The organism is Oerskovia sp. Root918 (assembly GCF_001428945.1).
Lineage (GTDB): Bacteria > Actinomycetota > Actinomycetes > Actinomycetales > Cellulomonadaceae > Oerskovia > Oerskovia enterophila.
In genome coordinates, this window is record NZ_LMJG01000015.1 from 405,807 (window position 1) to 421,484 (window position 15,678).

General features: G+C 70.2%; 10 protein-coding genes. 6 read left to right on the top strand and 4 right to left on the bottom strand.

What is annotated here, in order from left to right; translation table 11 throughout:
* Positions 1 to 104 precede the first annotated feature (104 nt).
* Positions 105 to 734 carry a hypothetical protein gene (locus ASE27_RS16975; RefSeq protein WP_056653112.1) on the top strand — a complete coding sequence of 210 codons (630 nt, stop codon included), beginning with the start codon at positions 105 to 107 and terminating at the stop codon, positions 732 to 734.
* An 84-nt stretch (positions 735 to 818) separates the two neighbouring features.
* On the opposite strand, the gene ASE27_RS16980 is transcribed toward ASE27_RS16975, so the two are convergent.
* Positions 819 to 1,361 (bottom strand): MarR family winged helix-turn-helix transcriptional regulator, encoded by a 543-nt coding sequence (locus tag ASE27_RS16980; RefSeq protein WP_082609062.1) that lies wholly within the window; start codon positions 1,359 to 1,361, stop codon positions 819 to 821.
* Positions 1,358 to 2,104 (bottom strand): SDR family NAD(P)-dependent oxidoreductase, encoded by a 747-nt coding sequence (locus ASE27_RS16985; protein ID WP_056653118.1) that lies wholly within the window; start codon positions 2,102 to 2,104, stop codon positions 1,358 to 1,360. The genes ASE27_RS16980 and ASE27_RS16985 overlap by 4 nt, the downstream gene beginning before the upstream one ends.
* Before the next feature lie 179 nt (positions 2,105 to 2,283).
* On the opposite strand from ASE27_RS16985, the gene ASE27_RS16990 reads away from it, so the two are divergent.
* Positions 2,284 to 3,873, top strand: coding sequence for an asparaginase (locus ASE27_RS16990; RefSeq protein WP_082609063.1), 1,590 nt, complete (start codon positions 2,284 to 2,286; stop codon positions 3,871 to 3,873).
* A gap of 85 nt (positions 3,874 to 3,958) precedes the next feature.
* On the opposite strand, the gene ASE27_RS16995 is transcribed toward ASE27_RS16990, so the two are convergent.
* Positions 3,959 to 4,423, bottom strand: coding sequence for a VanZ family protein (locus ASE27_RS16995; RefSeq protein ID WP_056653120.1), 465 nt, complete (start codon positions 4,421 to 4,423; stop codon positions 3,959 to 3,961).
* Between the two features lie 28 nt (positions 4,424 to 4,451).
* On the opposite strand from ASE27_RS16995, the gene ASE27_RS17000 reads away from it, so the two are divergent.
* Genes ASE27_RS17000 through ASE27_RS17010 form a run of 3 tightly spaced genes read left to right on the top strand, consistent with a single transcriptional unit; the run spans position 4,452 to position 6,731 of the window.
* Positions 4,452 to 4,898, top strand: coding sequence for a YchJ family protein (locus tag ASE27_RS17000; protein ID WP_235535474.1), 447 nt, complete (start codon positions 4,452 to 4,454; stop codon positions 4,896 to 4,898).
* Positions 4,899 to 4,954: 56 nt separating this feature from the next.
* Entirely contained in the window at positions 4,955 to 5,590 is a 636-nt protein-coding gene (locus ASE27_RS20360; RefSeq protein WP_056653123.1) for a hypothetical protein, read from the top strand.
* A gap of 19 nt (positions 5,591 to 5,609) precedes the next feature.
* Entirely contained in the window at positions 5,610 to 6,731 is a 1,122-nt protein-coding gene (locus tag ASE27_RS17010) for a low specificity L-threonine aldolase (RefSeq protein WP_056653126.1), read from the top strand.
* 54 nt (positions 6,732 to 6,785) lie between these two features.
* Here the strand turns inward: ASE27_RS17010 and ASE27_RS17015 are convergent, their stop codons facing one another.
* The gene (locus tag ASE27_RS17015; protein WP_056653138.1) at positions 6,786 to 10,913 is read right to left on the bottom strand and encodes a DUF5979 domain-containing protein; all 4,128 of its coding nucleotides are present in this window, start codon (positions 10,911 to 10,913) and stop codon (positions 6,786 to 6,788) included.
* A 590-nt stretch (positions 10,914 to 11,503) separates the two neighbouring features.
* On the opposite strand from ASE27_RS17015, the gene ASE27_RS17020 reads away from it, so the two are divergent.
* Positions 11,504 to 15,625 carry an NACHT domain-containing NTPase gene (locus ASE27_RS17020; protein WP_157257684.1) on the top strand — a complete coding sequence of 1,374 codons (4,122 nt, stop codon included), beginning with the start codon at positions 11,504 to 11,506 and terminating at the stop codon, positions 15,623 to 15,625.
* Positions 15,626 to 15,678 lie beyond the last annotated feature (53 nt).

The following is a 15,678-nucleotide window of genomic DNA, read 5'->3' on the forward strand; positions in this document are numbered from 1 at the left end:
TCTGCGGGGTCGGAGGTCATCCACAAGCCCCACGTCGCGAGTCGTGTCCACAGATGACCCCGGGCCCGCCGCGCGCGAGGACGCGGCTGCGCCACGCTGCCCGCATGACCCACAGCACCCGGTCCTCGCACCCCCGACGCCGCACCACGCCTCGGCACCCCGTCTCGCCGCGGGGCCTGCGCACCCTGCGCGCCACCTGGGAACGGCAGGCTGCCGAGGCCGGCGGCCCAGGCGGCTTCCACCACCTCCACGGACCGCACACGCACGGCTGGCTGCTCGCCGACGCGGTGCCCGAGCTCCTGGAACCGATCGTGCACGCCGACGACGACCCGCTCGAACCGACCTTCTTCGCACACCTCGACGCCCCGGTCGCCGAGGCGCTGCTGGCCCGGTTCGCGCCCGCGCACCTCGTCCACCGGTCGAACGGCTCGCCCACGCTCGGGAACCAGCTGCGCGCGACCGTCGCCCACCCCGGCGAGATCACGCTCCACGGGTTCGTGCTCGGCCCCGGGCGCTGCGACGAGCGGCTCGTGTCCGAGGGCGCGCTCGTGCGCTTCGAGGCCGACCTGCTCGTGACCGAGCACCACGCCCCCGGCTGCGAGTGCGAGCTCCTGTGGGCCTACGCGGTCGACGAGCTGGGGCTCGACGACGCCGAGCACGCACCGCACCGGATCCACCGCATCCACCGCGCGGAGGCACCGGACGAGACGTGGTGGCGGCTGCTGTGGGCGTGAGCGGCGCGCCGGATACGGGCCGGGACGCACGGCGCCGGGACAGGCGCCGGCTCACGGCGCCGGGCTCACACCGACCCAGGGCACTCACGTCCGCTCGAGGAACCCCTCGCTCGCGCGCTCGAACCGGCGCATGAGTCCCGCGAACGCCTGCCGGTCCTCCGGGGCCCATCCGTCGAGCAGCTCGTCCACCAGCCGGTCGCCGGCGGCGACGAACGTCCTCGCGACCTGTGCCCCCGCCTCGGTGAGGTGGACGCGTGCCGCGCGCGCGTCGTCGGGGTCCTCGCGGCGCTCGGTGAGGCCTGCCGCGTCGAGGCGGCGCAGGATCTTGCTCACGTTCGACGGCCCGGTGGACAGGTGCTCCGCGATCGCCGAGGGGCGCCGCGGCCCCTGCCGCCACACGACGGTGAGGACCACGACGGCGGGCGAGTCCAGGTCGATCCCCTCGCGCGCCGCGACCGCGGCGAGGAAGTCGCCGCTCGTCCACAGGCCCATGACACGGACCAGGGAGTCGAGCAGGTCGGACCGGTACCCGGGGACGCGCGGGTCGCCCAGCACACCCCCCGGGGTCCCTGGAGCGGAGGCAGGGCCGGAGCCCTGCCCCGCCCCGGGGTGCGGTGCGTCGGTCATGCGACCTGGGTGCCGCCGTCGACGGGCAGCACCACGCCCGTGATGAAGCTCGCCTGGTCGGACAGCAGGAACGCGACCGCGTCGGCGATCTCGGACGGCCGGCCCAGGCGCTGCATGGGGACGTCGGCCGCATACCCGGCACGGGCCTCCTCGGGCAGCGACGCGAGCGCTGCCGTCTCGATCGCGCCCGGCGCGACGGCGTTGATGCGGATGCCGTCGGTCACGTACTCGATCGCGGTGCCACGCGTGAGCGAGACGACGCCGGCCTTGGCGGCCGAGTACGGCGAGAGGCCGGGCGACGCCTTGAGGCCGGCGATCGAGGCGATGTTGACGATGCTGCCGCCGCCGTGGGCGAGCATGTGGGCGATCTCGGCCTTCATCGACAGGAAGGTCCCGCGCAGGGTGATGTCGAGCGTGCGGTCCCAGCCGTCCTGCGGCATCTGGTCGAGGCGGAACGGGCGCGTGCCGACCCCCGCGTTGTTGACCGCGAGGTGCAGCCCCCCGAACGTCTCGACCGCGAACCCGACGAGGGCGGAGACGTCTGCCGGGTCGGCGACGTCCGCCCGACGGTACGCGGCCCGGCCGCCCGCGGCCTCGATCTCGGCGACCACGCGCGCGCCGGCCTCGTCGTTGACGTCGGAGACGACGACGGCCGCTCCCTGAGCGGCGAGCCGCTTCGCGACGGCCTCGCCGATACCTGCGCCGGAGGCCGTGACGAGCGCGACCTTGTTGCTGAACTGCATGAGTGCTCCTCCAGATTTTACTGTCTTCACGACAGCATATGCCCGTGAACGCGCCGCCCGCACCCACCCGACAACCCTCGCGATCCGGCACAACCGTGCTTCTTACACCCAGGCAATGCCCAGGAAACAGGCCGCGCATAGCGTCCGAGCCCTGACGTCCCCCTGACCGAAAGGCTCTCGTGAGATCCCTGACACTGACCCTGTCCGGCCGCGCCCTCGCGGCCGGCGTCGCACTCCTCCTCGCCCTGGTCTCGCTCGTCTCCGTCGTCGCCTACTCGATCGCCGAGTCCCGCACCACGGCCGCTGCGCAGGGGCAGCAGCCGATGGTCCTCGCCTCGGGCACGACCCCGCTGGGCATCACGTCCAGCAGCTACCAGGCCGTGACCGCGGCCGCCACGACGTCCAAGCCCAAGGTCGTGGTCGTCGCGACCGGCGGCACCATGGCCGGCAAGGCCAGCACGCGCGACGGCTTCACGAGCTACCGCGCAGGCACCTACCTCATGTCCGACATGCTCGACACGCTCCGCCCCGAGATCGACCAGATCGCTGACGTCACCGCGGTCCAGTTCGGCAACGCCGGATCGTCGGGCTACACCATGGAGCAGTTCCACGCCCTCACGCTCGAGGTCGAGAAGCAGCTCGAGACCGCGGACGCCGTGGTCGTCACGACCGGCACCGACACCCAGGAGGAGTTCGCCTACTGGCTCGACCTCACGGTCCAGTCCCGCAAGCCCGTCATCACCTCGGGCTCGATGCGTCCCTGGGGCGCGGGCGACACCCCGGCCGACAAGGCCGTCTTCGGGTCCGACGCACCGGCCAACCTCTACAACGCCGTGCGCCTCGCGGCGAGCCAGCAGACGTACTGCTTCGGGACCGTCCTCATGCTCAACGACGAGATCCAGGCGGCACGCGAGGTCACCAAGACCAACGCCTACCGCACCGACACGTTCCAGACGCGCGAGTACGGGGTCCTGGGCTGGATCGACGGCGCGAACATCACCCTGGGCCGGGCACCGGCCCGCGTCATGAGCTGCGACCAGGAGTCGTGGTTCACGCCGTTCGACGTCTCGAAGGTCGACCCCAAGACGCTGCCGCGCGTCGAGATCGTCATGTCCTACCAGCAGGCCGGGGGCGAGGCCGTCAAGGCGTTCGCGGACGCCGGGGTCAAGGGCATGATCACCGCGGGCACGGGCGCCGGCGGCATCTCGGGCGCCATGAGCTCGGAGCGCAGCAAGGCCGTGGCCAAGGGGGTCTGGTTCGTCAGCACGACGCGGACCGGGTCCGGGTCGAGCTACGGGGGCAGCAACGGGGTGCTCGCGGGTGAGGACCTGACGGCGGTCAAGGCCCGCCTGCTCCTGGTCCTGTCGCGGGCCTTCACCGAGGACTTCAACCAGGCCAAGGACTGGTTCGCGACGTTCGGCACGCCGACCTTCGAGCAGTCGGGCGCCGCGTCGACCATCCCGGCCGGCCCGGGCGGCACCTCGGTCCTGCTCACGTCGACCGCGACGGCCGCGTGCAACGGGCGGACGGCGAGCATCCGGGTCGCGGTCACCAACACGGACAGCGTGCCGATCGACGTCCGGGTCACCTCGGCCGCGGGCGAGCACAAGTTCAGCAAGATCCCCGTGGGCAGCACGGTCGAGCACACCCTGACCCGGGGCGCGTCGCTCGACGCCGGGGAGGCCAAGCTCGTGGCCTACAAGAACGTGGACGGCGCGGGCGTGCAGAGCACCAGCACTGCAGCGCACGCGGCGGTCACCTGCCGGTAGCACCACCGGCCCGACGGCGGCGCTCACCCTCCGGGGTGGGCGCCGCTCTGGCGCGGGTCGCCCGCAGCGCCGCGGTGCAGGTCGCCTACGGCGTCGAGGGGGCCGGCCGTGCGCGCCGCAGCGCGAGGAGCCCGGCCGCCGCAGCCGCACCCAGCGCGGCCCCCGTCGTGTTGAGCACGACGTCCTGCACGGTCGAGTACCTGCCGGGGATCAGGAGCTGGGTCAGCTCGATCGCGAGCGACAACGCGAAGCCCGCGAGCACCACGAGCCCGGCGCGCCGCCAGAGCCCACGCGCGGGATCGGCCGCGAGGTCGCCCCGGGCGTCGGGCCCGGTCAGCAGGAGGAGCCCCAGGACGCCGAACGGCAGGAACATGACCACGTTCGACGCCGCCTCGAGGAACACGACGGTCATGGGCAGCCCCACCGCGCGGAACGCGTCGACGACCGCGAGCGCCCAGCCAGGGGCTGCCGTGGACTCGGGCGACGGCCAGCACGTCACGACCAGGACGGCGGCGAGGTAGACCGCGAAGGTCCAGCGGAGGGTGCGCACGGCTCACACCCTACGGAAGGATGGGCGGGTGACCGCGACCTCGCCCCTGCCCGACGACGCCCGCTGCCCGTGCCTGTCCGGCGAGACGTACGGGGCGTGCTGCGGACGCTTCCACGCCGGCCTCGCCGCGGGTCCGGGTGCGGCCGGTCCCGACGTCGTGACGGCTCCGACCGCCGAGGCCCTGATGCGTTCACGCTACGCGGCGTTCGCGGTCGGCGACGCGGACTACCTGCTCGCGACCTGGCACCCCTCGACGCGCCCCGCGGACCTGGACCTCGACGACGACGTGGCGTGGCGCCGTCTGGACGTCGTGGCGACGAGCGCGGGCGGCCCGCTCGACCGGACGGGCGTCGTCGAGTTCGTGGCCCACTTCCGCTCCGCGGAGACCCGCGAGCGCGGGACGCTGCACGAGGTCAGCTCGTTCGTGCGCGAGGACGGGCGCTGGTTCTACGTGGACGGGGAGCACAGGGGCTGAATGGTTCGACCCGGCGTGCGGTTCCGCCCCGCGAACGCTTCTGGTTGACTGCGGTCGTGAGCACCACGACCGTGCCGGACACGACGACGCCCTCTGCGCGGAGCTCCCGCTGGGCGTGGCGCGTCTGGCTGGGGACTCCCGCCGTGGTCGCGGTGATCGCCGCGGTGGGGATCTTCCTCCTCGCCCCGTATGTCGACTCGGGACGACTGCTGCTCGTCCGAGGCCACGAAGCGGCGACGGTGACCGCCTGGCTCTGGTTGGCGATCTGCGGATGCGCGGGCGTCGTCTGCATGGTGCTGGCTGTCCGGGTGTCGATGAACCACCCCTTCCGGATCGGCGTCCTGGCGTGGCTCGCCACGGGAGTCGTCCTGCTCGTCCTCCTGTGCGTGGTGTTCTACGCATGGCTGATGTCGGTCGGCTCCTCGATGAGCTCCTACGTCCCGCTGGACCAGTTGGCCCGGCCGCCCGGCGAGCAGCTCCTGGTCGAGGAGCGCCGTTCGCTCCACGGTCACATGACGTACGGGGTCTGGCGCGGCGGCCCGGACGTCTACTACCGAGCGGACGTCCCCGGACTCCTCGACGTGAGGACCCGTCACGAACGCCCCATGGCCGAGGGCGACTTCCGGGTCGAGACGACCGACGACGGGTCGGCTGTCCTCGTCCTGCTCGATCACCGGATCGCCCTGCCCTGACCGGGCTTACCCTGGCCGGGTGTCATCGACCCCGCGCTCGTTCGCGTCCGACAACTACGCCCCTGCCCACCCGGCGGTCCTCGCGGCCTTGACCGCGGCGAACGTGGGCCACGCCGGCTCGTACGGCACGGACCCGTGGACCGAGCGTCTCCAGGAGGCCGTCCGGCACCACTTCGGCGAGGCGGCCACGGCCTACCCGGTCTTCAACGGGACGGGCGCGAACGTCGTCGCGCTCACGTCGATGCTGCCGCGCTGGGGCGCGGTCGTGACGTCGGAGCACGCGCACGTCCACCAGGACGAGAACGGCGCCCCCGAGCGCGTCGGCGGGATCAAGCTCCTCACGGTCCCCGCCCCGGACGGCAGGCTGACGCCGGGCGCGATCGACCGGTTCGTGGGCGACCTGGGCGACCAGCACCGGGCGCAGCCGCTCGTCGTCTCGATCACGCAGGCCACAGAGCTGGGCACGGTCTACTCGCCCGACGAGATCCGCGCGATCAGCGACCACGCGCACGCCGCCGGGCTGCGCGTCCACCTCGACGGCGCGCGGCTCGCGAACGCGGCGGCCGCGCTCGGGGTGTCGTTGCGGGAGACCACGACCGACGTGGGCGTCGACGTCGTGTCCTTCGGCGGCACCAAGAACGGCCTGCTGTTCGGCGAGGCCGTCGTGGTCCTCGACCCCGACGCGGCTCAGGGCGTGGACTTCGTCCGCAAGATGACCATGCAGCTCGCGTCGAAGATGCGCTTCGTCTCGGCGCAGCTCACGGCGCTGCTCGAGGACGACCTGTGGCGCACCAGCGCGGCGCACGCCAACGCGATGGCCGCGCGCCTGCGCGCGGCGCTCTCGCCCGCGACGACCACGGGAGAGGTGCCCGACGGCGGGACGCCCGCGGCGCCGTCGGGCCTCACGTTCTCCCAGCCCACCCAGGCGAACGCGGTGTTCGCGGTGCTCCCGCGCGCCGTGGCCGAGGCTCTGCGCGCGGACTTCGCGTTCTACGACTGGGCGGCCGCCTCCCCCGACCCCGTCACGGGCGACGAGCGCGTCGAGGTCCGCTGGATGTGCTCGTGGGACACGACCCCCGAGGACGTCGACGTGTTCGCGGCCGCAGTCCGCACAGCCCTGGGAACGCCCGAGCGGGCGTGACCCGGAGGTCACGCCCGCTCGGACGGTCGGTCAGGCGCGAGGCCCGTCAGGCGCTCAGGCCCGACGGCGGCGCGCACCCACCAGGAGCACGGCACCTCCCCCGAGGAGCAGCAGGGCCGCCGCGGCGATCTCCAGTGCCCCCGTACCGGTGACGGCCAGCCCGCTGCCCGCGGTGTTGGTGAGCGTCACCTCGACGACCTGTCCAGCACCGATCGTGATCGACGAGACCTTCTCACCGTCGACCGTGAAGGCCGGGGTCCCCCAGCTCACGCCGTCGATCTTCGGCAGGCTCGTCTCCTCGAGCTCGACGACCGTCCCGGCCGGGAGGTTCGCCGGACCATCGACGACCGTGCCGTCGGCGCGGACCGTCAGCGTGCCCTCCTGGTGCTCGCCGTTCACGGTCCCGGCGAAGGTCACCGTGAACTCGGTGTCCGTGGGGACCTTGGCGGCGTTCGGGCCTTCGATCTTCTTGAGGATCGAGAAGCTGCCGACCTGGGCCGCCACGACGTCGGCCGTGTTGGTCACCGTGACCACGGCGGACGTGCCGTCCGCGACCGTGACCGTGGCCGGGCTGAAGGCCGGGGCGCCCCACACCACGCCCGAGAGCTCGGGCAGGTCGATCTCCTCGAACGTCACGACGGTCCCGACCGGCAGGTTCTGCGGGCCGTTCACGACCGTGCCGTCCGCGAGGACGGTCAACGTGCTCGACGTCGGCACGCCACCCAGCTCGTAGGAGTACGACACCGTGAACTCGGTGCCGCCCGGCACCAGGCCGGAGGCCTCACCCGTGACGGCCTTCTGGAGCGAGAACCCACCGGCCGGGGCGTCGGTCGCGGTGTTGGTCAGCGTGACCGTCGGGTTGCTGCCGTCGCCGATCGCGAGCGTCTCGGGGCTGAACACCGGGGCGCCCCACACGACGCCGTCGATCGACGGCAGGTCGAGCTCGTCGAACGTGACGACCGTCCCGAAGGGCAGGTTCTGCGGGCCGTTCACGACCGTGCCGTCCGCGAGGACGCTCAGCGTGCCCGACGTCGGCACCCCGTCCAGCTCGTACCCGTACGTGACCGTGAACTCGGTGCCCGCGGGCACGAGGTCAGCGGCCTCGCCCGTGACGACCTTCTGGAGCGAGAAGCCACCCACGGTCAGGTCGGCACGGTTCGTCAGGGTGACCTCGGGGCTGGTGCTGTCCCCGATCGTGACGGACTCCGGGCTGAAGATCGCGGTCCCCCAGCTCACGCCGGGGATCTCCGGCCGCGCGACCTCCGCGAACGTCACGACGGTGCCGGCCACCAGGTTCTGCGGACCGTTCACGACCGTGCCGTCCGCGAGGACCGTCAGCCGGCCACCCGTGGTGGCCCCGTCGATCTCGTAGGAGTACTCGACCGTGAACTCGGTGCCCGCCGGGACCAGGCCGGACGCAGCGCCCTCGACGACCTTCCGGAGCGAGAACCCGCCCACGGGGACGACGACCGCATCGGCCGTGTTGGTGACGGTCACCTGGGCATCGACGTCGTCCGCGATGGTCACGGTCGCCGGGCTGAACGCCGGAGCACCCCAGACCACACCGTCGATGGTCGGCAGGTTGATCTCACCGAACGTGACCTCGGTCCCCACCGGCAGGTTCTGCGGGCCGTTCACGACCGTGCCGTCCGCGAGGACGGTCGCCGTGCCCGAGGTGGGCACGCCGTCCAGCTGGTAGGAGTAGGTGACCGTGAACTCGGTACCTGCGGGGACCAGTCCCGACGCCGTACCGGTGACGGTCTTGCGCAGCGAGAAGCCACCCGCCGGGACGTCGGTCGCGGTGTTCGTCACCGTGACCTCGGCGTTGACGTCGTCGACGATCGTCACGGTCGCGGGGCTGAACGTCGGCGCACCCCACACCACGCCGTCGATGGCCGGGAGCGAGACCTCAGCGAACGTCACGACGGTCCCGACCGGCAGGTTCTGCGGGCCGTCGACGACCGTGCCGTCGGCGAGGACGCTCAGCGTGCCCGACGTCGGCACCCCGTCCAGCGCGTAGGAGTACGACACCGTGAACTCGGTGCCGCCCGGCACCAGGCCGGACGCCTCACCGGTCACGACCTTCTGTACCGAGAACCCACCCGCGGGCGCATCGGTCGCGGTGTTGGTCAGGACGATCGTGGGGTTCTCGTCCGCCGCGACGGTCAGGGTGTCCGGGCTGAACACCGGAGCGCCCCACACCACACCGTCGATGTCGGGAAGCGAGACCTCGTCGAACGAGACCACGGTCCCCGCGGGCAGGTTCTGCGGGCCGTTCACGACCGTACCGTCGGCCGTCACGACGAGCGTGCCCGTCACGGGGGCGCCCGCGAGCTCGTACGAGTACGCGACCGTGAACTCGGTGCCGCCCGGCACCAGGTCGGCGGCCTCACCCGTGACGGCCTTCTGGAGCGAGAACCCGCCCACGCGGACGACCACGGGGGCCGCGGTGTTGGTCACCGTGACCTGGGCGTCGACACCGTCGCTGATCGTGACGGACTCCGGGCTGAACGTCGGCGCGCCCCACACCACGCCGGCCACGTCGGGCAGGTCGATCTCGGTGAAGGTCACGACCGTCCCGACGGGAAGGTTCTGCGGGCCGTCGACGAACGTCCCGTCAGCGAGCACCGTCAGGGTGCCACGCTGGGTCTGGCCGTCGAGCTCGTAGGCGTAGGCGACCGTGAACTCGGTGCCCTCGGGCACCTGTCCGGCCGCGGAACCGAGCAGCTCCTTGGCGACGGAGAACCCGCCGGCCGGGGCGTCGACCAGGTTCGCGGTGTTCGTGAGGCGGACCGCGACGGTACCGCCCGCGCCCAGCGTGACCGGGCTGCTCGGCTCGAACGTGGGCGTTCCCCACTCGACACCGGGGACCGTAGGCAGTCGAGGCTCGGACAGCGTGACGACCGTGCCTTCGGGCAGGCCCTGCGGACCCGTGACCGCGGTGCCGTCCGCGAGGACGTCGAGGGTGCCCGTGATGGTCGTGCCGTCCAGGACGTAGGAGTAGTCGACCTCGAACGTGGTCCCGGCCGGCACGGCGTCTGCGCCGCTGCCGGTCACGCTCTTCGCGACGGAGAACGTCGCCCCGGAGGCGTCTCGGCACGCGAAGGGGCCGGGGCCGATCCACGGGTAGTTGTGCTGCTCGATCCCGCCACCGGTCCCGAGGACCGCCAGGTCTCCTCCGACGTAGACGCGTCCGTTGGTGCTGGTCTTGAGGGTCGTGTCCGCGAGCGGCGCCAGGATCGACCCCATGAACTGGTCGTTCTCGCCGAGCTCGAGCGACGTCGCGTCGACGAAGTTCCAGAGGATGCGGGACGCGGCGTTGCCGAACTCCGCCGAGGAGAGCGCGTTGACCTGCGTGCCGTTCAGGAAGACGGACTGGGTGTCGAAGTCGACGACGGGCCCCGTCACGTTGATCACGATCGGGGCGGTGCCGCCGACGCCGTCGAGGTACACCGAGAACTTCCGGTCGAGAGAGCTCAGCTGCGTGCCGTCGAGCGTGAAGGTGTGCAAGGTGCTCGCCGGGTCGCCCGTGAAGCGCACCTCGCCCCACGACTCGATCGCTCCGGGGGTACCGGCAGGTGCCGCGAGGATCTGGGACTGCTCGGTGATGACGTCCTGGAAGTCCGTGTAGGGCGCGACGGCCGCCGCGCCCATGCCCGCCGTCGCCGTGCCACCGTTGAGGGCGATCGGGATCGTGTTGGTGATGGTCCCGCCGACGTCGACGTTCCCGCCGCCGGCCACCTGGGCGCCGACGTCCATGTTCGTGACGGGACCGACGACGAGGTTCCCGCCCACGGCGAGCATGGTCGTCCCACCGGGGGGCGTGATCTGCGACCCGACCCCCGCGGAGCCGACGTTGTATGTCCCGCCGCCTGCCTTGTCGAACAGGGCGTCTCCCATGACGACCAGGAGGCCCTCGGACTCGGCCGCGGTGCCGGTCGCCGAGTAGTTGCCTCCGGCGTAGACCGCGATGTTCGAGTCGGTGAACTCGGGAGTGTTCCCGATGCCGGGCATCTCGCCGGGTGCTGGGCACATCGGGAGCTGCGCGGCGGCGGGCGCGGCCAACGGCCCGGCCCCGAGGGCGACGGCCCCCGTCAGGGCGAGGAGCGCGGACGTCGCCGCGGCGACGGTTCGCTGGAGCGGGGAGGCCGCTCGGCTGCGAACCCTGAAGGGGGTACTCATGACACTCTCCTGGTGTTTCGTGGACGGTCGTCCAACTTCCTACCGAGGAGACCTCGCAGATGGTCGGTCATGACGCGAGATCGATGTGCCCTCTGTCACAGAACCGCGCATTATCCCGCCGTAGAGGGCGATATGACGGACATTGCAGGACGAACGTGGTATATCCCGGACGCATCGCGGTCCTTCTCCTCGGCACGGCCTGAAGCAAGACAGGCGGCAGACTTGCGACTGTGAGCCGTCTTCGGTCTTGATCGACGATCAGCGGGAGTGGATCGATCCGTTGCTGTCATCGAACACGGGCAAGGTGGGGCGCCCGTCCGAGGCTGAACCTTCCAAGAGCAGTTCGGGCCGCGACCGACGGTGTGGAAGAGGCAAAGAACTTAACTGACGACGGCACATGGGACCGGGTTCTGCCTCAACTCACGGTGGAGGCCGACGCCTTGGGCGAGATCGACTGGGACGCGTCCGCGGACTCGACGACCACTCAGGCCCCGCCGACGTGTCGTGCTCCCGGGCGCTGCTAGCCTCCGTCGTAACCTGACTGGGCTCGGGAGTTTGGCGAGGTTGATTATGTTTCCTCAAGGAGATCCGTGTCGGCTGTGAGCGTGGAGCGGTTCTGGTGCACTCGCGGGGGCGATTACGCGCTTGACGAGGACGGCTTGCTGCGTGATCGCGATTCGAACTGGTTCGGTGTTCGGTCTGCCAACCCCGATGTCGTACGCACCGATGAGCTTGGCGAGCACCGCTGCTTGGCGTTGCTAGGTGAGCCTGGGGCGGGGAAGTCGACGGTGATCACTGGGGCGACTCAATTGGCCCCCAGTGGGGTGGCGGTGCTGTCGTTCGATCTCGCGTCGTATGGCTCTGAGGATCGGCTGGTGCGTGAGGTGTTCAATGGCCCGGCTGTCGTCGCTTGGGCTGGTGGGGCGGATCGTCTGTGTCTGGTTCTTGATTCGCTCGATGAGGTTCGGGCGCGTGTCCCGAACGTGGGAGCAGTCATCGCTGACAGTCTTCGTCGGCTGCCGCATGACCGGCTGTTTTTGCGCATCACCTGCCGAACGGCGGACTGGCCGGCAGGGCTTGAGCGCTCGCTTGAGGACCTCTACGGGGGGATTACCGTTGCCGAGATCCTGCCTCTGCGTCAGGTAGATGTGTCGGCGATCGCGGCAACGTGGTGCGATCCAGCCCGGTTCCTCGATGAGATTGCACTAGCTGGCGCGGGGCCGCTGGCTGCACGCCCGTTGACTTTGCGGTTCCTGGCTCGCAGCTTCGGCCAGTCGGGCGAGTTGCCCGAGCGGGGTGCCGGCCTGTTTGCCGCTGGGGTCCGCCATCTGTGCGAAGAGCAGAACCCCGTCCGGCGCGACGCGGGTCTCGATGGTGCACTTCAGGCTAATGAGCGTGTGGCGATCGCCCGTCGAGTTGCTGCGGTGACCGCGTTCGGAGGCGTTCCCGCAATCTGGACGGGCCCGGAGGTTGATGCCGATGCTGAGGACGTGACCGTTGCGCAGCTCGCGGGGGGTGTCGAGCCGACGGCCTCAGGTCCGGTCAAGGTCACAGTTCCTGCGTTGCTCGAGGTTGTGCGTTCGGGACTGTTCTCGAGCCGTGGTGGGCAACGTCTTGGTTGGACACACGCGACATTCGCGGATTATCTGGCCGCTGATTGGGTGGTTGCGAACGATCTCTCCGAATCGCAGGCGCGGTCGCTGTTTCTTGGGCCAGATGGTCGGTGCTGGCCGCAGACTCGCTTGGCTGCTGCCTGGACAGTTGCGATCGCCCCGGATCGCTTTGAGTTCCTTGCTCTTGCGGACCCGGCTGCGTTTCAGGGTGAAGTTGAGCTCCCGGGTGACGGGCTGCGGGCAGCGGTGATCGATGGGCTCTTCGCGAGCGCAAGCACGCTCACCGTTGGGCGGTGGGACAGGTCGTACGAGGTGCTCCGGCACCGCGATGTCGCGGAGCAGATTCGTCGCCATCTGCGTGACGTGGACCCAGATCGTCGCCGGTTGGCGCTTGAGTTGGCCGAGGAATGTGCCGCGATCGAATTGCGTGACGACCTTGTGGCGATTGCTACCGATGTCGCTGCCAAGGCTGAAGACCGGGTTGCGGCTGGCTGGGTACTGACGCGACTCCCGGTGCCGGAGCGCACGGCGGCGCTACGCCCGCTCGCAACAGGCGCCGCAGCGTCGGGCGAGGACCCGGCCGATGATCTCAAGGGCGTTGCCCTGCTTGCTTCTTGGCCGCAGGCCATGTCCAGTGCGGAGGTCTTCTCGGTGCTGACGCCCCGGCGTCGGCGCAGCTATCACGGCTCCTACGCGAACTTCCTTGACCGCTTCCGCGAAGGCGTCGACACGGCCGACATCGACGCTGGCCTCCTGTGGCTTCTCGGCGACCTGAACACTCCGGCCGACGACCACGTCCTGGGCGCCCTCGCGAACCGCGTTCTGATGCTCGCGGCGACAAGACCAACTGACCGCGTTGTCGTTGACGCGTTCGCTCAGATCGTTGCTGCCCGGGCCGAGCACTACGACGGACTGCGATTTGAGGACCATCGCGGCGATGAGCGCGAGGATCCGTTGGCCGACCCGCTACTACGCCGGGCAGTCGTTGTCGCCGTGCTCGCAGCAGCACCGCCGGACTCGAGGACGCGTCGAGCCTGGGACCTGTACTCTCTTGCGGTCGTTCGTGCGGAGGATCTCGCGTGGCTCGCGGAGCTGTACACCCAAGTTGAGGGTGGGACGCGGGAAGCGGTGCGTTCACTGTTTCAGGGGACGTACGACATTGATATGGCCGAACACCGCGACCTGGTGCTCTCGATGTCGCGTGAACACCCTCTGCATGCTGACCTCATCCACGCATGGGTAGACCCGATTGCACTCGACTCGCCTGAGGCCGAGACCTTGCGTCAGGAGCGGCAGGCCGCCCTCCGTCGCCGCCGCGCGCGCGCCGAGACGAAGGACGACCTCAACGAGAAGATCGAGGAGCGCCTAGCGCAGTTCGACGAGGGTGACGGGGCAGGCTTCTGGTTCAGCATGCGACTGTTGACGGTCGCGCCGGGGTCGAAGCACTCTGGGGCCGAGTTCGATCCGGACGTGGTCGGCATGAAGCGGTGGCCGACGTTGAGCGAGGGACTGCAGGAGCGCTTGGTCGATTCCGCGGATCACTACCTGCGCTCGTACCCTTGCCGACCACAGGAGTGGCTTGAGGAGCCCGGGATTCGCTACTACCCAGCGGATGCTGGGTATCGGGCGATGGTGTTGTTGCTCAGAGTCGCGCCCGATCGCCTCCACCAGCTTCCCGCATCCGTGTGGATCGAGTGGGCTCCAGTTCTGGCAAGTTGGACGACCGCGTTGGTGAATGGTGCGACCTGGGATGACAAGGTCATTTTGCTAGACCTCGCTGGCAGCGAGGGGCGTGACCACGCACGGGCCGCGTTGGTGGCGCGCGTGGAGTCCACCATCGTGCACGGGGAGCGGCCGTTGGCCTCGAACGAGGCAAACTACTTGTGGGATGACACCGTCGCAGCCACGTATCTGTCGCTGGCACGGTCCGCGGGGGCTGAGCCACGAGAAGAGCTCGTTGCATCTCTCGCGAAGAACGACTTTGAAGGGCTGCGAGAGCTGCTGCTGGAGTGGCTGGACGATGAGTCTGACGATGCCCGCCGTCATATGGCGGCACGAACTCTGATCGATTGCGACCTGGAGCGGAGTTGGCCCGCGGTGAAGGCCGCGTTGGACAGCGACCTGGAGTCCGCAGAGCAGGTGCTCGGGCGAGCGATTGTCGTTCGCGGCCACGAGCAGTTCGATCACGTGCCGCCGGCCGTGCTTGCCGACGTGTACCTGTGGCTGTGTATGAGGTTCCCATCGGAGGCCGACCCACAGTTCGACGAGGCTCATGCTGTCGGGCCGCGCGAGCAGATCGGACGGTGGCGTGACGGGCTACTCCGCGCGTTGCGGGATGCGGGGTCGCCGGAATCCGTCGAGGCGATCCGCGTGATCGTGTCGGCGACGCCTGGCGAGCGATGGCTGTTGCGGGTTCTGGCGATCGCCGAAGCGGGATTGCGCCGCAACCAATGGGTGCCGACTCCAATGCCGCAGCTGGTTCGGTTGGCGAGGGATCGCAGCACGCTGGTGGTGAACAACGGACCTGCGCTCGATGTGGCCGTGGGATTGGCGTTGGCGGATGTCCAGGCGCGGCTGACTGGCGCAACACCTGAGTCGCACTACCTGTGGGACACCCATGCGGGTCGGCCCAAGTCTGAGGATGAGGTGTCGGACTACCTGGCTAACGAACTTGCTCGCGTGGTGCCCGGCGCGGTCGTCAATCGAGAGGTGCAGGTTCGGCGCAACCGGCCTAGCGGGATTGGTGAGCGCACAGACCTTCTCGTCGAAGCCGTTCCTCCGAGTGGGCCGAACGCGGGCCGCCTTTGCTTGCCCATCGAGGTCAAGGGCGCCTGGAATGCGGACCTTTGCACGGCGATGCGCGATCAGCTCGTCGAGCGGTACATGCGTGATACCTCCGCCAGCCATGGGACGTACTTGGTGCTCTGGCCCGATCTGGCCAGCTGGGCCGACGACACCGACAAGCGTCGGCGGGTGCTCGCGTCGCTCGATCGTCAAGCGGTAGAAGCCGAGCTCGCCGCGCAGGCGGCGGCCCTGGCAGTCGAAGGTTCCCGGGTTCGCGTGGTACATCTCAGGATCGACTACCTCCGCCCAAGTTGAGGGCGCTCCAGGGCAGAATTTCGCGCAGTCTAGAGCCGCGGCTTTCCCTATCG